General features: G+C 75.1%; 16 protein-coding genes. 6 read left to right on the top strand and 10 right to left on the bottom strand.

From position 1 onward, the window contains the following. The first annotated feature begins 11 nt into the window (after positions 1 to 11). Positions 12 to 1,142 carry a sensor histidine kinase gene (locus A6A27_RS17165; RefSeq protein WP_073835639.1) on the top strand — a complete coding sequence of 377 codons (1,131 nt, stop codon included), beginning with the start codon at positions 12 to 14 and terminating at the stop codon, positions 1,140 to 1,142. A gap of 25 nt (positions 1,143 to 1,167) precedes the next feature. Then, positions 1,168 to 1,791 (top strand): response regulator transcription factor, encoded by a 624-nt coding sequence (locus A6A27_RS17170; protein ID WP_073835619.1) that lies wholly within the window; start codon positions 1,168 to 1,170, stop codon positions 1,789 to 1,791. A 6-nt stretch (positions 1,792 to 1,797) separates the two neighbouring features. Here the strand turns inward: A6A27_RS17170 and A6A27_RS17175 are convergent, their stop codons facing one another. The 7 genes from A6A27_RS17175 to A6A27_RS17205 form a co-directional block, all read right to left on the bottom strand. Beyond that, complete coding sequence (locus A6A27_RS17175; protein WP_241825302.1) at positions 1,798 to 2,478, bottom strand: L,D-transpeptidase; 681 nt, start codon at positions 2,476 to 2,478, stop codon at positions 1,798 to 1,800. Between the two features lie 387 nt (positions 2,479 to 2,865). After that, positions 2,866 to 4,365 carry an alpha-amylase gene (locus tag A6A27_RS17180; RefSeq protein WP_083672653.1) on the bottom strand — a complete coding sequence of 500 codons (1,500 nt, stop codon included), beginning with the start codon at positions 4,363 to 4,365 and terminating at the stop codon, positions 2,866 to 2,868. Positions 4,366 to 4,647: 282 nt separating this feature from the next. Next, positions 4,648 to 5,934: a serine--tRNA ligase gene (gene serS / locus A6A27_RS17185; protein WP_073835620.1), complete on the bottom strand. Its 1,287-nt coding sequence runs from the start codon at positions 5,932 to 5,934 to the stop codon at positions 4,648 to 4,650. A 189-nt stretch (positions 5,935 to 6,123) separates the two neighbouring features. Next, complete coding sequence (locus A6A27_RS17190) at positions 6,124 to 7,203, bottom strand: DNA polymerase III subunit beta family protein (protein ID WP_073835641.1); 1,080 nt, start codon at positions 7,201 to 7,203, stop codon at positions 6,124 to 6,126. A 54-nt stretch (positions 7,204 to 7,257) separates the two neighbouring features. Continuing rightward, complete coding sequence (locus tag A6A27_RS17195) at positions 7,258 to 8,433, bottom strand: saccharopine dehydrogenase family protein (RefSeq protein ID WP_073835621.1); 1,176 nt, start codon at positions 8,431 to 8,433, stop codon at positions 7,258 to 7,260. 32 nt (positions 8,434 to 8,465) lie between these two features. Beyond that, a complete protein-coding gene (locus A6A27_RS17200) occupies positions 8,466 to 9,617 on the bottom strand; it encodes an alcohol dehydrogenase catalytic domain-containing protein (protein WP_073835622.1) in 1,152 nt (383 codons plus the stop codon). After that, positions 9,614 to 10,039 (bottom strand): hypothetical protein, encoded by a 426-nt coding sequence (locus A6A27_RS17205; protein ID WP_443189977.1) that lies wholly within the window; start codon positions 10,037 to 10,039, stop codon positions 9,614 to 9,616. The genes A6A27_RS17200 and A6A27_RS17205 overlap by 4 nt, the downstream gene beginning before the upstream one ends. A 190-nt stretch (positions 10,040 to 10,229) precedes the next feature. On the opposite strand from A6A27_RS17205, the gene A6A27_RS17210 reads away from it, so the two are divergent. Next, on the top strand, positions 10,230 to 13,067 hold the full coding sequence (locus tag A6A27_RS17210) for a LuxR C-terminal-related transcriptional regulator (protein ID WP_073835624.1): 2,838 nt from the start codon (positions 10,230 to 10,232) through the stop codon (positions 13,065 to 13,067). Positions 13,068 to 13,141: 74 nt separating this feature from the next. On the opposite strand, the gene A6A27_RS17215 is transcribed toward A6A27_RS17210, so the two are convergent. After that, the gene (locus tag A6A27_RS17215) at positions 13,142 to 13,693 is read right to left on the bottom strand and encodes a DsbA family protein (RefSeq protein WP_073835625.1); all 552 of its coding nucleotides are present in this window, start codon (positions 13,691 to 13,693) and stop codon (positions 13,142 to 13,144) included. Between the two features lie 163 nt (positions 13,694 to 13,856). After that, complete coding sequence (locus tag A6A27_RS17220) at positions 13,857 to 14,537, bottom strand: BON domain-containing protein (protein ID WP_073835626.1); 681 nt, start codon at positions 14,535 to 14,537, stop codon at positions 13,857 to 13,859. A 252-nt stretch (positions 14,538 to 14,789) separates the two neighbouring features. Here A6A27_RS17220 and A6A27_RS17225 point away from each other — a divergent pair, with 252 nt between their 5' ends. Beyond that, complete coding sequence (locus tag A6A27_RS17225) at positions 14,790 to 15,428, top strand: maleylpyruvate isomerase N-terminal domain-containing protein (protein ID WP_073835627.1); 639 nt, start codon at positions 14,790 to 14,792, stop codon at positions 15,426 to 15,428. A 51-nt stretch (positions 15,429 to 15,479) separates the two neighbouring features. Here the strand turns inward: A6A27_RS17225 and A6A27_RS17230 are convergent, their stop codons facing one another. Next, positions 15,480 to 15,884, bottom strand: coding sequence for a hypothetical protein (locus tag A6A27_RS17230; RefSeq protein WP_073835628.1), 405 nt, complete (start codon positions 15,882 to 15,884; stop codon positions 15,480 to 15,482). A 428-nt stretch (positions 15,885 to 16,312) separates the two neighbouring features. On the opposite strand from A6A27_RS17230, the gene A6A27_RS17235 reads away from it, so the two are divergent. Together A6A27_RS17235 and A6A27_RS17240 are read left to right on the top strand one after the other, a co-directional pair. Then, on the top strand, positions 16,313 to 16,675 hold the full coding sequence (locus tag A6A27_RS17235) for an STAS domain-containing protein (protein WP_073835629.1): 363 nt from the start codon (positions 16,313 to 16,315) through the stop codon (positions 16,673 to 16,675). 103 nt (positions 16,676 to 16,778) lie between these two features. Continuing rightward, positions 16,779 to 17,231, top strand: a complete 453-nt coding sequence (locus A6A27_RS17240) for an SRPBCC family protein (protein WP_073835630.1) — start codon at positions 16,779 to 16,781, stop codon at positions 17,229 to 17,231. The last annotated feature ends 32 nt before the right edge of the window (positions 17,232 to 17,263 follow it).

The raw sequence follows: 17,263 nt of genomic DNA on the forward strand, positions 1-17,263 counted from the left end.
GCGTGTTCCTGGTGAGCACCCCGCCCGACCCGCACCGGCCGGTGAGCCGCCACTGGCGGTTCACCGGCTGGCTGCTCGCCGCGGTCTGGCTCTTCTTCCTCAACATCCCGCTGCTCACCGCCCTGCACCAGCCGGAGGTCTGGCGGCGGGTGGTGGGGGCGACGACCCTGGTCGCCTTCGGTGTCTGCTACGTGTGCGTCTTCCAGTGGGCCCGGGCCTGCCGGTTGGCCCACCGGCCGATTCCGCTCGTTCGGGCCTGGGCGGCCCTGGGGCTGCTGGTCGGGCTCGGGCTCGCCGGCATCCCGGGCACCGACGGCGACTGGCTGACCACCCTGGTCTTCGTGGCCGCGGCCGCGGTGTTCCTGCTGCCGAACCGGCAGGCGCTGGTCGTGGTGGCGCTCGCCGCGCTGACCCCGCCGGTGACGGCCGCGTTGGTGCCCGGCTGGGAGGCGGAGGGCACCGTGGTCTTCGCGGTGCTGCTCGCCTCGTTCGCCATGTTCGGGGTGACCCGGCTGACCCAGCGCAACACCGAACTGCAGGCCGCCCAACAGGAGATCCGCCGGCTCGCGGTGGCCGAGGAGCGGGCCCGTACCGCCCGCGACCTGCATGACATCCTCGGCCACTCGCTGACCGTGGTGACGGTCAAGGCGGAGCTGGCCGGGCGGCTGCTGGAGCTGGATCCGGCCCGGGCCGCCGCCGAGATCGCCGACGTGGAGCGGCTGGCCCGGCAGGCCCTAGCGGACGTGCGGGGCACCGTCGGGGCGTACCGCGAGGTGCGCCTGACGACGGAGCTGGCCGGTGCCCGCTCGGCGCTCGCCGCCGCAGGCATCGTCGCGGAGCTGCCGGAGACGGTGCCGGCGCTGCCGGCGGAGCGGGACGAGCTGTTCGGCTGGACCGTACGCGAGGGCGTGACCAACGTGGTCCGGCACAGCGGCGCGCGGCGCTGCGAGATCCGGGTGAGCCCCGGGGCGGTGGAGGTCCGCGACGACGGCCGGGGGCCGGTCGGGGAGCCGGACGCGGCCGGTCACGGTCTCGTCGGGCTCCGGGAGCGGGCGCGGCGGTTGGACGCCACCGTCACCGTCGGCCGCCGTCCGGGCGGCCGCGGCTTCCTGCTGCGCGTCGCCCTGCCGGCGGAGCGCTGACGATCGTGGGGACGGAGGAGGCGCGGTGACCGAGCCGATCAAGCTGCTGCTCGCCGACGACCAGGCGCTGGTCCGGGGCGCGCTGGCCGCGCTGCTGTCGCTGGAGCCGGACCTGACGGTCGTCGCCGAGGTGGGCCGGGGTGACGAGGTGGTCCCGGCGGCTCGGCGTACCCGACCCGACGTGGCCCTGCTCGACGTGGAGATGCCCGGCCTGGACGGGATCGCCGCCACCACCGCGCTGCGGGCGGCGGTGCCCGGCTGCCGGGTGCTGGTGGTGACCACCTTCGGCCGGCCCGGCTACCTGCGCCGGGCGATGGAGGCGGGCGCGAACGGCTTCGTGGTCAAGGACACCCCGGCCCGGCAGCTCGCCGACGCGGTGCGCCGGGTGCACGCCGGCCTGCGGGTGGTCGACCCGACCCTGGCCGCGGAGACCCTCGCCACCGGGCCGAGCCCGCTGACCGAGCGGGAGACCGAGGTGCTGCGGACCGCCCGGGGTGGTGGCACGGTGGCGGAGCTGGCGGCGACGCTGCACCTGTCCGAGGGGACGGTCCGCAACCACCTCTCCGCGGCGATCGGCAAGACCGGCGCCCGCAACCGGGCCGACGCGGTACGGGTCGCCGAGGAGAACGGCTGGCTGCTCGGCGAGTGAACCGGCTCAGGCGGCCGGTGGCGGGGTGGCGAGCTGGTCGACCACCACGACGCTGGTGCCGGCGGGCAGTTCGGCGAGGAGCTGGCGCTGGCCGCTGCGGGTCAACCGGATGCAGCCGTTGGTGACGTCCTTGCCGAGTGCCGCGTCGGTGTACCAGCTGTGCAGTCCGATGTGGGCGCCGCGCAGCCCGGTCGGCACCGCGTCCGGGTCGTCGGGGATCGCGCCGAGGGCGAAGATGTCGACCCCGCCGTAGACCGACTGGGGCGGGGGCGTGCGGCCGAGGATGAAGGTGCGGCCGAGCGGGGTGGACTGGCCGGGCTTGCCGAGGCTGACCGCCCAGGAGCGGACCAGCCGGCCGTTGCGGTACCAGGTGAGCCGGTGCGAACGGCGTTCCACGACGAGTTGGTCGGGCAGCGCGACGGTGGCCCAGCCGCCGGCCGGCAGCCAGGCGATCCGGCGGTTCGCCGAGGGGAGCAGCACGGCTGTCCAGCCGGCCCGGCGCTCGACGATCGGCGTGGTCAGCGGGACGCCGCTGATGCTGGGGGCGAGGAAGGCCAGCGGCCGGCCACCGGGCGCGTCGTACGCGGCGACCCGCCGGCTCGGCGTCAGCCCCTCGTTCAGCGGCCGGAGGTCGCCCGTGCCGGGGTCGGCCGGGAACCCGCCGGGCGCCGGCTCGTACGTGACCACCGGCAGATCGGCCGGAGCGGGCGCCGCCGGCGGCACGGACTCCGCCGCCGTCCGGGTCGGGGCGGGTGGCTCCGCCGGAGTGTCGACCGGCCCCCACGCCGCCCGGCGCGCCGGCCGGCGTGGGGGCCGGGCCGCCGGTGAGCGCGTACCCGACCAGCAGCGCGGTCACCAGCAGCAGCGGTACGCCGAGCGCGGCGAGCAGCCAGCCGAGGGTCAAGCGCGAGGTGAGTCGACGAAGCAGCATGAACCCGACTTTAGTGGACAGAAGTCCCCCGCTCCGCGAATGGCGGTGCGGGGGACTCCGGTGCGGCGCGGACCGCGGGTCGTCTGTCGCGGACCGGCGAGTCGACGTCGCGGGTGGCGAGCCGGCGTCGCGGGTGGCGCCGGTCAGGGCAGCTTCGCTCCGACGTGGATGGCGACCGCGTCGTGGGCGGGGATGTCGGCGGCGAACCAGCCGTTGCCGTCCACCGTGATCACCGGCCCGCTGCACGAGCCGTTGCTGAAGTCGCCGTGGATGACGTCGCAGTAGCGGCCGGCGGGCAGGCCCGCGTAGTACGAGCGACCGGTGATCGCGAAATCCTCGTCGTTGAGGGTGAGATAGCCCTTGCCGGCCCGGCTGAACGCGATGTGCTGCCAGCCGTTGTCGTACCAGTTGGCGACGCCGGCGCCCTGGGTGGCGTTGTTGAAGGCGACCATGTTGGCGATGACCCGCCAGCGGTGCTCGCACTCCCAGCCCGAGTAGCAGGTGGTGTTGAGGGTCTTGTTGCCGGCGTCCGAGGGCGGGCCCTGGTCGCGGTTGCTGTACGTGAAGCTCGACATCACCGCCGGGGTGCCGTACGGCCAGGCCAGCATGAAGGCGTTCGCCAGGGCGTACTCGCCCCGGTCGCGGTAGGTCAGCACGCCGCCGTCGCGCTGGGTGTCGTGGTTGTCGGTGAAGACCACCGCCTGGCTGCCGGGCAGGTAGCCCCACGACTCGCCGAAGTTCCGCAGGTACGCCAGCCGCTCGCTGTTGAACATCCGGGCCAGGTCCTTGCCGTACCGGAACTCGTGCACGTCGCCGTTGCCGGTGTACTCGGTCGGCTGGATCGGCTCACCGGCGCCGTAGATGACCTCCTGCACGAGATACGCCGAGCGGGAAAGCTTGCTCTTGATCGCGGCGATGTCGGCGGCCGGCATGTGCTTGCTGGCGTCCAGCCGGAACCCGTCCACGCCGAGCGAGAGCAGGTCGTTCAGGTACGTGGCCAGCCGGGTGCGTACGTAGTCCGACTCGGTCTTGAGGTCGGCCAGGTTGACCAGCTCGCAGTTCTGCACCTCGTACCGGTCGTTGTAGTTGACGATGTCGTTGTTGCCGTTGCGGCCGCAGTAGTGGAAGTCCTGCGAGCCGTAGTTGCCCGGGTAGCTGTAGTGGCCGTACGTGGTTCCGGCCCAGCCGGTGCCGCCGTTGTCCTGGCCGGACATGTGGTTGACGACGGCGTCGACGAGCACCTTCACGCCGGCGTTGTGGCAGGTGTTCACCATCGCCTGGAACTCGGCGCGGGTGCCCTTGCGGGACTCGATCCGGTAGCTCACCGGCTGGTAGGCGACCCACCACTGGTTGCCGCGGACGTGTTCCTGCGGCGGGGAGACCTGGACGTAGCCGTAGCCCTTGGGGCCGAGCACGGTGGTGCACTCGTTGGCCACCGAGTTCCAGTTCCACTCGAAGAGCTGGACGATGACCTTCTTGCTGCCGGGGGTGGCTGCGGTGGCCGGGGGTGCGGCCGGGCCGGCCGGGACGAGCAGGCCGGCGGTCAGGCCGAGGGCGAGGGCCGCCGCGACGGTGCCAGATCGCGGCGCGGCGTCAGACGCGCCGGGCTGAAGCCGTTGTTGCCGGCATCGGCGTCGATGCATCGGGACTCCTGAGGGGTGCGGGCGAGGAGGCCGATGCCGTCAAATTGCAGGCTCGGCCTGAAATTTTCGGCAAGGTTACAAGCGTGCTGCAAGACCTGTCAACGTATGGACATGCGTCGTTGCGAATCGCGCCACACGCCCGCCGTCGAGGAGCGGTCGAGGTCTGCCCGGAGCTCGCGCTGCCCCTGGTGAGGGCCGAGTGACCGGCGCGGAGGCCGCGACGTACTCGGGTTGCGGCGGCGGAGGTCGGTGGGCCGACCCCCGCCGCTGGTCGTCAGCGGGTCAGCGGACCGGGGAGAGGCGGTCGGTGCCGAGCCGGTCGCGGAGCACCTCGGGCACCAGCACCGAGCCGTCGGGCTGCTGGAACTGCTCCAGGATGGCCGGGAAGAGCCGGCTGGTGGCCAGCGCCGAGCCGTTGAGCGTGTGCACGAAGCGGGTCTGCTTGCCGCCCGGCTCCCGGTAGCGGATGGCCGCCCGGCGGGCCTGGTAGTCACCGCCCCAGGAAACCGACGACACCTCCTTGTACTTGCCGGTGCTCGGCATCCAGACCTCGACGTCGAAGGTCTTCTTCATCGCGGCGCTGGCGTCGCCGGCCGCGAGCAGGCTGGTCTGGTAGTGCAGCCCGAGCTTCTCGACCAGGCTCTCCACGTGGGCGACCATCTCCGTCAGCGCGGTGTCCGCCTGCTCGGGCAGGGTGAACTGGAAGATCTCCACCTTGTTGAACTGGTGGCCGCGGACCGTGCCCCGCTCGTCCGAGTGCGAGCCGGCGGCCTCCCGTCGGTAGCACGGGGTGTAGGCGAACGCCTTCAGCGGCAGCTTCGCGGTGTCCAGGATCTCATCCTGGAACGCCCCGAGGATCGCCGTCTCGGCCGTGGGCAGCAGGAACTGGCCGCGCGGGGCGGACTGCTTGTCCAGGTGGTAGACGTCGTCGTAGAACTTGGGGAACTGCCCGGCGGCGAACCCGGCGCTGTCCAGCAGCAGGTGCGGCGGGAGCAGGAACTCGTACCCGGCCTGGATGTCCTGGTCGATCAGCCAGTTGAGCAGCGCCCACTCCAGCCGGGCGCCCATGCCGGTGTACATCCAGAAGCCGGAGCCGCCGAGCTTCACGCCACGCTCGTGGTCGACCAGGCCCAGCGCCCGGGACAGCTCGACGTGGTCCCGGACCTGCTCGATCGCCGGCGGCTCGCCGAAGGTCTTGACGACCCGGTTGGCCTCCTTGCCGCCGGGGACCACGTCGTCGGCGGGCAGGTTGGGCAGCTCGCTCATCCGCTCGCGCAGCCGGGACTGCACCTCGTCCAGCTGGGACTCCAGCTCGGCAAGCTGCTTGCGCTCGGCCTCCGGGGCAACCGGCTCCGGCTCCTTGCCGGCCCGCTTCGCCTGCGCGTACGCCCGCGCCTCCGCCTTGCGGCGCTGCCGCTCGGCGTCGATCTCGCTGATCAGGGCGCGGCGTTCCTGGTCGAGCCGCTGGATCTCGTCCAGCGCCCGGTTGACCTCGGCGGGATCCAGACGCTTCGCCAGCGCGGTCGCCACCGCCTCGCGATCCTTCCGGATCAACTCCATGTCGAGCATGCTGCTCCGTACGCCTCCGTCCAGGCAGTCAGGTGGGACCCCCAGATGCTACCGTCGCGGCCCCGTGCGGCCGGCCCGGGCCGGGTGGCGCCGGTCGGGATCGACCCGCCGCGGCCGCTGCGGCGTCGGTGGCGTGAGCGGCGTGCGGGTCGACGTTCGGGCGTGGTGCCGGGCGGATCAAGGGGGCGGTCAGAGCCGGATCGGCATGAGGATGGAGAACGCGTCCGCGTCGTCCGGCCGGCGGACGGCCAGCGGGGCGATCGGGCCGTCCAGTTCCAGCACGAGCTGACCGCGGTCCCCGGCGTCCAGGGCGTCGAGCAGATACTCCCGGTTCACCCCGACCCGCACCGCGTCCGGGTCCGCCGCCTCGTCCGGCCGGACCACGCGCAGCCCGCCCCGGTCGTCCAGACCGAGCACGGTCACCTCGACGGCTACCCCGGCGTACTCGCGGAGCAGCAGCGGGACGTCGTCGGCGGTGAGCGCGCCGCGCAGCGCGACCACGTCGACCGGGATCCGGTACGCGGGCGCGCCGCCGACCTGGCCGTGCAGCAGCCGCCGGTAGTCCGGGAAGTCGTACGGCAGCGCCGCGGCGGCCACCGCGCGGCCGGCGACGGAGACCTCGACCCGGTCCGTGGCGACGGTGAGCTGCGCCTCCGGGGTGATCCCGACGCCGGTGTCGAGCAGCGTGCGCAATTCGTCGACCGCGTCCGCCGGGAGCAGCGCCCGGACCTCCGGACCGTCGACCCTTCCGCCCGCCCGGGCCACGGCCAGCCGGTGCCGGTCGGTGGCGACCAGCCGTACGCCGTCCGCCTCCACCTCCAGCAGCACGGCGGACAGCACCGGCAGGTCCGGGTCGCTGCCGACGGCGAACCGGACGGCATCGACGGCGGCGGCCAGGTCGGCGCGGGGCAGCACGAGACGGGTGGTCATGGGGATCTCCTCGGGATCGATCAGGGTACGGATCCGGGAGAGCTCACGGCGGGCGTCGGCGAGGCCGTCCTCCAGCCGCCGCAGGTGCGCGTCCAGCAGCCGGTGGACCAGCGCCGGCTCGTGCCGGTGCCGCAGCGCGTCGGCGATCCCGGCCAGCGGCATCCCCACCCGGCGCAGCCCGGCGACCAGCCGGGCCGGCGCGATCTGGTCGTCGCTGTACCAGCGGTAGCCGGTGGCCGGGTCGACCAGCGCCGGGACCAGCACGCCGGACCGGTCGTAGAACCGCAGCGCGCTCACCGTGAGGCCGCTGGCCCGGGCCAGCTCGCCGATGCTGCGCAGTTCGCTCTCCACGCCGCCGGATCCTGGGCCCTCAACCCGCTCGAGGGTCAAGTCTCACCGCTCCAGTACGCGGAAGGTGATGCCGGCGCGGGCCAGCCGGTCCAGCAGGGCGTCGCCCATCGCGGTCACCGTGGTCACCTGCCCGGCGGTGGGCGGCAGGTCGTCGAACGCCAGGCACAGGGCCGACTCGGCGAGCATCTTCGCGGTCTCGTCGTACCCCGGGTCGCCGCCGGCCACCTCGGTGTGCACCGTCCGGCCGCCGCCGGTGCCGACGAACCGGACCCGGAACCAGGACTTCGCCCGCTGCCCGGCGGTCGGCCCCTGCCCGGAGGAGAGTCGGCCGAGCAGCCAGCGCCGGGTCGGTGGCAGCTTCACCAGCCCGAGCAGGCCGGCCAGGCCCACCCCGGCGGCGAGGACGGTGGGCAGCCGCTTCACGGCCGCGAAGTGGCGGTAGCGGAAGTCCGGGCCGTACTCCGGGCGAGCGGCGGCCGACCGGCGGACGATCTGCGGGTCGATGGTGGGCAGCGGGACCGCCCACATGCCGACCTCGGCCGACCGGCCCACCTTCCCTGGTACGGCGCGGACCCGACGCCCCGCCGGCCGGGGTTCGACCGCCTTGCGCGCCCGCGCCGCCCGGCTCGTCTCCCCGGCCCGGGACAGCGCGGTCAGCGCCGAGTGGTACGTCCCGGCGGAGAAGCGCCCGCCGGCCCGGACGAAGCCGTCCACGGCGACCGGCCCGTCCGTGGGGAGCTGTCTGACGGTGAACCAGGCGCCCAGGTCGTGCGGGGCCGAGTCGAATCCGCAGGCGTGCACCAGGCGGGCGCCGGTACGCACCGCCTCGGCGTGGTACCGGACGTACATCAGGTCGACGAACTCCGGCTCGCCGGTGATGTCGACGTAGTCGGTGCCGGCGGCGGCACACGCCGCGACCAGCGGCTCCCCGTGGTGGATGTACGGGCCGACGGTGGTGGCGACGACCCGGCCACGCTCCGCGACGGCGCGCAGCGACGCCGGGTCGGTGGCGTCGGCGGTCAGCAGCGGCAGCTCGGCCAGCGCCGGGTCGATCGCGGCCAGCCGGTCCCGTACCGCGGCCAGCTTGCCCGGGTTGCGGCCGGCCAGCGCCCACCGCAGCCCCGCCGGGGCGTGCCGGGCCAGATACTCGGCGGTCAGCCCGCCGGTGAACCCGGTGGCGCCGAAGAGGACGAGGTCGTACGGCCGGTCGTCGCGCATCCGCCGAGTGTGCCATCCACCGCCGTCTCGGCTCACGGGGAGAAGACCGCCCGGACGCAGCCGTCGGCACGCTCCCGGAACAGCGCGTACCCGTCCGCGGCGCGCTCCAGCGGCAACCGATGGGTGGCCAGGTGCTCGGTCCGCAGCTCGTCGCGGGCCATCCGGTCCAGCAGCATCGGGATCCAGCGCTGCCCGTGCTGCCGGGCGCTGCGGACAGTCAGTCCCTTCTGCATCACCGCGCCGAGCGGGAACGTGTCGACGACCCCGGTCCAGGTGCCGAGCACCACCACCGTGCCGGCCTTGCGGCAGGCGTGCACCGCCTCGCGCAACGCCAGCGACCGCTCCGCGCCGCCACCGAGCCGGCCGGCCAGCAGCCCCGGCGGCTCGGCCGCCATGCCGACCGCCTCCACGCACACGTCCGGGCCCCGGCCGCCACTGCGTTCCCGCAGCTCGGCGAGGACGTCCACGAAGCGGTAGTTGAGCGGTTCCGCGCCGACGTGCTGCTCCACCATCCGCAGCCGGTCGTCGTGGTCGTCCACCACGACGACCCGGTCCGCGCCGCGCAGCAGCGCCGCCCCGGCGGTGAGCTGGCCGACCGCTCCTGCGCCCCACACCGCCACCACGTCACCCGGCCGCACCTCGCCCAACTCGGCGCCCAGCCAGCCGGTCGGCGCGGCGTCCGAGGCGAAGACCGCCCGATCGTCGCTGACCTCCTCCGGCACGGCGAACGCCCCGACGTCGGCGTACGGCACCCGCACGTACTCGGCGTGGCTGCCGGCGAAGCCACCCAGCGGGCCGGGGTGGCCGTAGCAGCCGCCGGTGGGCTGGCCCCAGGCCGACTCGGCCGCCGACGCGCCGGTGGTGCCGTTGTCGCAGCAGGCGAAGAGCCCCTGCCGGCAGAACCAGCAGGCCCCGCAGGCGATCCCGGCGCACACCACCACCCGGTCGGCGACCCGGTGTCGGCGTACTTCCGGCCCGACCTCGACCACGTCGCCGAGGAACTCGTGCCCGAGCACGTCTCCGGCGGCCAGGTACGGGATCCGCCCGGCGAGCAGCGGCAGGTCCGCGCCGCAGGTCGCGCTCCGTCGTACCCGGACGATGATGTCGTGGGCGTTGCGCAGCTCCGGGTCGGGGACCTCGCGGACCGCCACCGCGTTGGCGCCCTCCCAGCAGAGGGCCCTCACCCGGGTACCCCGGGGCGGTCCCAGCGCGAGCAGTCCGCCCGGAGCACCTCGCCGGTCTCCGCGAGCTGTTTGGCCTCCCGCAGGGCCTGCCGGATGAACCGGCCGGGATCGTCGCCAACCAGGTGGGCCACCATCCCGCGCAGGCCCGGCGCGTTGCCGAGCAGCCGGGCGGCCAGCTCGGTGCCGCGCCCGCCGGGCGCCGGGCGGGCGTACAGCTCCACGGCGCCGTACAGCCGGCGCAGCGGCTCCGGCCACCGGCCGCGCGGCAGCACCTCCTCGGGCCGGCCGGCCACGGTCACCACCTGCCAGCGCCCGGGCCGCGGGTCGGTGCCGGCCGCGTGCGGCCAGCGCTCCCGCCGGCGTACGACCAGCGTGCGCGCGGCCCTCGCCACCTTGCTCCCGCCACCGGCCAGCCGTCCCATCCGTGCCACGGGCCCCTCCCGTCGTCGCGGGTCGTCGGGCGGCCGGTCACGCGCGGCCGGCCGCCCGCGTGTCTCCAGGGTGCGGCCGGGCCGGGTGAAGCGGGTTCGCCCCGAAGGGGTGAACCGGTCCGGGCCGGGTAACCGCTGCCCGCACCGACCGGGGGAGCGGACGCGACGGGGGAGGGGCCGCATGCCGGAGGAGGCTCACCACGTCGAGGTCGCCGAGACGCCGGAGGACGTCACGGTGCCGGCGGGCCCGGCGCCGTCCGGGGGCGCCGAGCCGGTGACCGGCGCGGACCCGGCGGCCCTCCCGCCGCTGCTGGCCTCCCGGCTCGCCCCGGCCGCCCTGCCCGAGCCGGTGCTGGTCCGGCCCCGGTTGCTGGACCGGCTGGCGCAGGGGGTCGCGGCGCCGGTCACCCTGGTCTCCGCGCCGGCCGGCTGGGGCAAGACCACCCTGCTCGCCTCGTGGGCGCGGGCGGTCGGCGAGGTGCCGCCGACGGCCTGGGTCAGCGTGGAGGAGGGCGACACCGGGACGCGGCTCTGGTCGTACCTGGCGGCCGCGTTGCGGGCCGCCGCGGAGGGCGTCCCGGACGAGGGTCCACAGCCGCCGGTGCCGGACCGCCCGCCCCGCCCGGACCAGCTCGAACTGCTCGCCGCGGCGCTCGCCGCCCGGGACCGCCCGGTGCGGCTGGTCCTGGACGATCTGCACCGGATCACCGACCCCGGCGCGCTGACCGGGCTGGAGTTCCTGCTGCGGCACGCCGAGGGGCGGCTGCGGCTGGTGGTCGGCGCGCGGTTCGACCCGCCGCTGGCCCTGCACCGGTGGCGGCTGGCCGGGGAGCTGACCGAGGTCGGCCCGGACGAGCTGGCCTTCACCGCCGAGGAGGTGGCCGACCTGCTGGTCGCGCACGGGGTGCCGCTGCCCGCCGCGGCGGTGCCCCGGCTCCACGAGCGGACCGGTGGCTGGCCGGCCGGGCTGCGCTTCGCCGCGCTCGCGCTGCGCGCCCAGGCCGATCCGGCCCGGGCGGTCGAGCGGTTCACCGGTGACCAGCCGGACGTCGCCGGGTACCTGCGCGACGAGGTGCTCGCCCCGCTGCGCCCGGACGCCCGGGACGTGCTGCGGCGCACTGCGATCGCCACCGCCGTGTGCGCCGACCTGGCCGAGGCGGTGACCGGAAAGAGCGACGCCGGGCAGGTGCTCGCCGACCTGTCCCGGGCGGGCGGCTTCGTCCAGCACGACGGGGGTAGCCCGCCCTGGTACCGGTGCCATCCACTGCTGGCCGACCTGCTCCGCGACGAGCTGGGCCGGATCCCCGCAGAGGAGCTGCGGGACCTGCACCTGCGCGCCGCCGGCTGGTACGGGGACCACGACCGGCCGGCCGAGGCGCTGCGGCACGCGCTGGCCGCGGGCGAGTGGAATCGGGCCACCGAGCTGCTGATCGCCCGGTGGCCGGAGCTGGCCCCGTACGACCGGCATCGGCCGGCCGCCCCGGCGCCGCTCGAGCCGCCTGCCGAGGCCGTACGCCGGGACCCGGAGCTGGCGCTGGCCTGCGCCGCCGAGCGGGCGTACGACGGTGACGTTGACGCGGCGGCCGGGTACCTGCGGCGCGCCGTGGACCAGGCGGGTGCGCTGCCCGAACCGCGCCTGGACCGGTTCCGGCGGCTGGCCACCGCACTGGAACTGACCCTGGCCCGGCTCGCCGGTGACCACGCCGAGGTACGCCGGGCCGCCGCCCGGCTGCTCGCCACCCGTACCGCCGTCGGCCCCGGGGACGACCCGCGGGCCGGGGCCGGCGAGGACGCCGACGCCGGGGCGGTGGCCGGCACCGCGCTCGGGCTGCTGGGGCTGGTCGAGGGGAAGTTGCCGGTCGCCGCCGAGCGGTTCGCCGCGGCGCTGGACGCGGCCCGGCGGGCGGGGCGGCCGCGTACGGAGCTGGTCTGCGCCAGCCGGTCGGCGCTGCTGACGGCGGCCCGGGGCGGGTTGCGGGCAGCCGAACAGACCGCGCGGGAGGCGCTGGCGATGCCGCCCTGCCAAGGCTGGTCGTGTCGGCTGGACTGCGGGCACGCGTACCTCGCGCTGGCCCTGGTGGCGTGGCATCGCGACGAACCGGCGGAGGCGGCGGCGAACCTGACCCTCGCGGGACCGGCCACCACGGCGCCGGGCGCGGCCGCGCTGGCCGCGCTCTGTCGGGCCGAGCTGCTGGCGGCGGACGGCGAGCCGGCCGCCGCCCTGCGGATCCTCGCCGAGGCCCGGGAGGTGTCGCCCGGCCGGGAGTTGACCGCCGCGCTGACCGCCGCCGAGGCGCAGCTCCGCGCCGCCGTCGGCGACGTGGACAGCGCCCGCGCCCTGCTCGCTGACGCGATGCGGGTCGAGGCGGGGTCCGCCGGCGCGCTGCCGTCGGAGCGGGCGGACGACGTGGCCGGGTCCGGCGGGGAGGTGGCGGCGCTGGGGGTGGCACTGGCCCGGGTGGAGCTGCGGGCGGGGGACCGGCGGGCGGCCGGGCGGGCGCTGCCCGACTGGTCCGGGCCGGGGGCGGAGTCGTGGCCGCTGCCGGTCCGGCTCGCCGCCGGCGTGCTCGACGCGGTCCTGGCCCACGACAGCGGCGACGACCGGCGGGCCGGGCGGGTCTTGGAGCAGGTGCTCGACCTGGCCGAGCCGGACGGCTACCGGCGGGTCTTCACGCGCGCCGAGCCGGGCGTACGCGACCTGCTCGCCGCCCACCTGGACTCGGGCACGGCGCACTGGGCGACGGTGAGCGACCTGGTACGCGGGGCGGACGAGCGGCGCTCCGTCGAGCCGCCGGAGCGCTCGCGAGGGCCGGAGCGCGCGCTGGACGAGCCGCTCACCGAGCGCGAGCTGACGATCCTGCGCTACCTGCAGAGCATCCTGTCCAACGTGGAGATCGCCAGCGAGCTGTCGCTGTCGGTCAACACGGTGAAGACCCACGTCCGCAACATCTACCGCAAGCTCGATGCGACCCGCCGCCGCGAGGCCGTCCGCCGAGCCCGCGAACTCCGCTTGATCTGACGCGCCCTCGTGCCCGGAAAGAGTGCCCATCCGACCGGGACTGGGCACTCTTTCCGGGAATCCCGTCGCCCGTGTCAGGCGGTGGCGGCGGCGTCGACCGCGGCCAGCAGCTCGGCGACGTCGTAGCCGCCCTCGTGGCGGACGTCGTTGACGAAGAGTGTCGGGGTGCCGGTCACCCCGCTGCGGATGCCACCGACGAAGTCCCGCCGGACCCGGTCGGCGTGGGCGTGCCCGCCCACCTCCGTGTCCACGTCGTCGGGCGATAGCCCGAGCTGCTCGACGCCGAGCGACAGGTGCACCGGGTCGAGCTGGTCCTGGTGCTGGTAGAGCCAGTCGTGCATCTCCCAGAACCGCCCTCGCCGGCCGGCGGCCTCGGCCGCCTCCGCCGCGCTCTCGGCGTACGGATGGACGTTGGCGATGGGGAAGTGCCGGTAGACCAGCCGGACGCTGTCGCCGCGCTGGCGCAGCACCTCGGCCAGGTTCGCGTACGCGGCCCCGCAGAACCGGCACTGGTAGTCGCCGTACTCGACGATGGTGACCGCCGCGTCGGCCGGCCCCCGGGCGTGGTCCGTCTCGGTCACGGGGAGGCGCAACCGGGCGCTGGTGACCTGCAGTGGCGTCGTCATCAATCCACCTCCGGCCGCCGCAGGATCCGCCCGGCCGGGATCGCCGGCCGGGGGTACCCGGACGCGCCGCGCCCGGGCGTGATCAACCCGTTCGGATCAGTCATGGTTCCCAGCCTCGTCCGCGACGGGGTGAGCCGGGCTCACCCGGCCCGGGTCATTTGTCTCACGGCGATACGGCCACGTGGTTGTGCACCTCCCGGATGCCCGGGGCCGACCAGACGACCCGCTCGATCTCCTCGCGTTCCGGGATCGAACGGACCAGGCCCTCCAGGACCGCCTCGTCGCCGCCGTGGATCCGGACGCTGATCCCCTCCACCTCGGTGGCGCCGTTGCGGGCGAGCGCGTCCACGATCCGCTCGGCCAGGTCCCGCGCGTCGGTGCGGGTGCCGGGCCGGACGGTGATGCCGTTGCTCACCCCGCGTACACCGGTGAGCCGGCCGACCGCCCGCTCGGCGGCCCGGCGCTGGTACTCCCACTCGACCTGGCCGTGCAGGGTGACCCAGCCATCGGTGACCGTCACGTCCAGCGTCTCGACCGGCACGAACGCGTCCCACTCCAGGGCCCGGGTGGCGGCGGTGGCGATCTCCGGGTCGCTCTTCTCGGCGGAGGTGGCGATCCGCACGGCGAGGTCGTTGGCGACGGCCCGTACCCGGGACACCCGGTGTGCGGCCCGCTCGGCGGCCCACTTCTTGGCGTAGCTGTCCACCCAGCCGGTCAACGTCACCACCCCCTCGGTGACGGTCACCCCGATCTCGTTGGGGCGTACCCGGGGCTCCCAGGTCAGCTCGTCGAGGACGTCGGACTGGATGTCCTGGTCGGTCCGCGTGATCGTCCCTGCGGCCATCGGTGCTCTCCCTCCCGGATCGGTTCGCGGCGCGGCGGTGCCCAGCACGGATCCGCGCCGGCTCCGATCGTGGCCGCCCCCCGGGTGACCTGCCCTCACCCGCACCGAATGAACCGAGCTGTTGGGAGCGTCTCCAGATGCGGTGGCCGTCCCGTCCGCGGGGCGGCCACCGCCGCATCCGGGGCCCGTGCCGTTGTCGATCTTGGTGAGTAGGCTCGGCCTTTCGGACCCGTGACGAGAGGGGTACGCCCGATGCACCCGATCAGGACTGCCTACCTGACCGCCGCCCGCTCGGCCGCGGCGCTGCTCGCCGACCCGGCCGTGGCGAAGCAGTGGGACGCCCCGAGCGCGCTGGCCGAGTTCCGGATCGGCGGACTCGCCGGCCACCTCGCCTTCCAGATCCTGGCCGTGCCCACGGTGCTGGCGGAGCCGGTGCCGCCGGTCGAGCCGATCGGCCTGCTCGACCACTACACCCGGGGCACCTGGATCGGCGCGTCGGTCGACGACGAGGTGAACGTGGGCATCCGCCGGTCCGGGGAACGGATCGCCGCGGACGGCCCCGAGGCGCTGCTGGCCGCGGTCGGCGCCGCGGTCGACGAGCTGGCCGTCGCGCTGTCCGCCGAGCCGGACGGGCGGGTGGTGCACCTGGCCCGGGGGCCCTGGTCGCTGGCGCTGGACGACTACCTCACCACCCGGCTGATGGAGCTGGCGGTGCACTCCGACGACCTCGCGTTCAGCCTGGGCGTACCCACCCCGGAGTTGCCGGCCGACGTGCTGGACCCGGTGCTCGCCCTGCTCTCCCGCCTCGCCGTACGCCGGCACGGCCAGCCGGCCGTGCTGCGGGCACTCAGCCGGGCCGAGCGCACGCCGGCGAGCGTCACCGCGTTCTGACGCGCCGACGGCGGTGCCCCGACTCGGGACACCGCCGTCGTGGCGTGCGGGTCAGCGGTCCAGGCCGGCCGCCGAGTCCGGCCGGTCGACGTCCACGAACTCGATCTCGCCGAGTTCCCGGGCTCGGCTGCCGGCCGCCCGGGCGAAGGTGCCGGCCGCCCAGCCGACCGCAGCGCCGGCCAGCGCGGCGCTGATCAGCAGCGCCCAGGGCAGCGCCGGCCGCCGGCCGGCGAGCGCGTCGAAGGCCAGGGTGGCCCGGCGGCGGGCCTCCTCGGCGGCCGAGCCGACCAGGTCGCTGGCGTCGTCGGCGAGGCCGGAGCCGTTGCGGCGGGCGGACCGCGCGGCGCCCCGGACACTGTCGCCGGCAGCGTCGACAGCGGAGAACAACTGCTGCCACGCCTGGTCCGCGATCCGCTCGGGCTTGCTGCGACGGTCCAGCAGGGTGGATCCGAACATGGTTACCTCCTCGGGGTGCCGAAGGCCGAGGCCACTTCGGACTCCGGCGACGGTCGGGCGCGGGACGGTCCGCCCATCCGGCCAGTGCCCGGAGCGGACTCGGCGCAAACCACCCCGGCGCGCCCGGTCGCGGCCCACTGGGGCAGGATGGGACAGACCACCCGAACGCGCCGAGGGCCGGGTGCGGGCCCGGCGAGCGGGGGGCGGCTACCCTGGGTCGGCGGATCTGCGGCCCTCGTCGGTCGTTGAATAGTGAGAGCCTGTCGTAGGGAAAATAGGAACTGCAAGGTCCGGATTGGGATGCCCAGGTGTGCCCAGTCCGCGAATTGCTCATCCCGAGGGGTGGCGACCGAGGCCGTCGGAGGAATACTCTCGGTCGCGGCCCGCGTACTGATGAGGCGCCCGTACGGGCGAGTGGAGGTGTTCGCGTGAGCCTGTCGATCGTGAAGTCTGTTCAGCCGGGTGGTGCCGTCCAGATCGCCCCGCGGGGCGAGATCGACGTCGACACCGCGTACGAGGTGCGGGAAGCGATCGCCGAGGTGCTTGCGAAGGGCCGGCCCGCCCGCATCGAGCTGAACATGCGCCTGGTCACCTTCATCGACTCGGTCGGCATCAGCGCCATGGTCGCCGGCTTCCAGACCGCCGAGGTGAGCGGTGTCAAGCTGGTGGTCACCGAGCCGAGCCGGTTCGTGCACCGGCAGCTCTGGGTCACCGGCCTGCTCGGCCTCTTCGGCGCTCCCGAGCCGTACTTCGCCGACACCCCCACGCCCGAGGTGCTCCCCGGCGCCTGAGCCCGGCCCGGCGGACCGCTCGGACCCGGGTCTTCCGACCGTTGCCAGCCGGCCCCCGGTACGGGACGATCGTGCCCACCGGCGACGCCTAGGGGAGTACGGCTTGCTCAGCAGCGACAGTTTCAGCTACACCGTGCAGGCTCGGTGCGCACGGGCGGAGGCGGTCGCCCTGCTCAGCGACCTGACCCGCCAGGGCGAGCTGCATCCGCTGATCGTCCGGGTCCGCCAGCTCCCGCCCCGGCCCGGCGCCCTGGCCAGCTACGCGATCACCGACCGGCTGGCGCTCGGGCCGCTGCACTTCCCGGTCACCTACCAGGCGGACGTGCTGGTCGCCAACGAGGACGAGGTGGTGACGGTGGCCCGGCAGCAGCCGGCCACCACCGTACGCAACCACACCCGGCTGCGGGACGAGCCCGGCGGTGTGGTGCGGATCGACGTCGAGATCACCCTCTCCGCCCCGGCGCCGCTGTTCGGGTACGCCTTCCGACAGGCCCGGGCGGCCCATCTCGGCCTGGCCAGCCGGCTCGGCGCGACCCTCGAGGGGCACGCCGACTAACGATCTTGTGCGCAATTGCGTAGAGCCGTGAG

The sequence above is a fragment of the Micromonospora sp. CB01531 genome, assembly GCF_001905095.1.
GTDB lineage: Bacteria > Actinomycetota > Actinomycetes > Mycobacteriales > Micromonosporaceae > Micromonospora.

Excerpts from the sequence above, each read along its gene's own strand:
- A6A27_RS17195 (WP_073835621.1), bottom strand. The coding sequence starts at position 8,433 with ATGCGCGACGACCGGCCGTACGACCTCGTCCTCTTCGGCGCCACCGGG.
- A6A27_RS17230 (WP_073835628.1), bottom strand. The coding sequence starts at position 15,884 with ATGTTCGGATCCACCCTGCTGGACCGTCGCAGCAAGCCCGAGCGGATC.
- A6A27_RS17210 (WP_073835624.1), top strand. The coding sequence starts at position 10,230 with ATGCCGGAGGAGGCTCACCACGTCGAGGTCGCCGAGACGCCGGAGGAC.
- A6A27_RS17225 (WP_073835627.1), top strand. The coding sequence starts at position 14,790 with ATGCACCCGATCAGGACTGCCTACCTGACCGCCGCCCGCTCGGCCGCG.
- A6A27_RS17180 (WP_083672653.1), bottom strand. The coding sequence starts at position 4,365 with ATGCATCGACGCCGATGCCGGCAACAACGGCTTCAGCCCGGCGCGTCT.
- A6A27_RS17220 (WP_073835626.1), bottom strand. The coding sequence starts at position 14,537 with ATGGCCGCAGGGACGATCACGCGGACCGACCAGGACATCCAGTCCGAC.
- serS (WP_073835620.1), bottom strand. The coding sequence starts at position 5,934 with ATGCTCGACATGGAGTTGATCCGGAAGGATCGCGAGGCGGTGGCGACC.
- A6A27_RS17205 (WP_443189977.1), bottom strand. The coding sequence starts at position 10,039 with ATGGGACGGCTGGCCGGTGGCGGGAGCAAGGTGGCGAGGGCCGCGCGC.
- A6A27_RS17215 (WP_073835625.1), bottom strand. The coding sequence starts at position 13,693 with ATGACGACGCCACTGCAGGTCACCAGCGCCCGGTTGCGCCTCCCCGTG.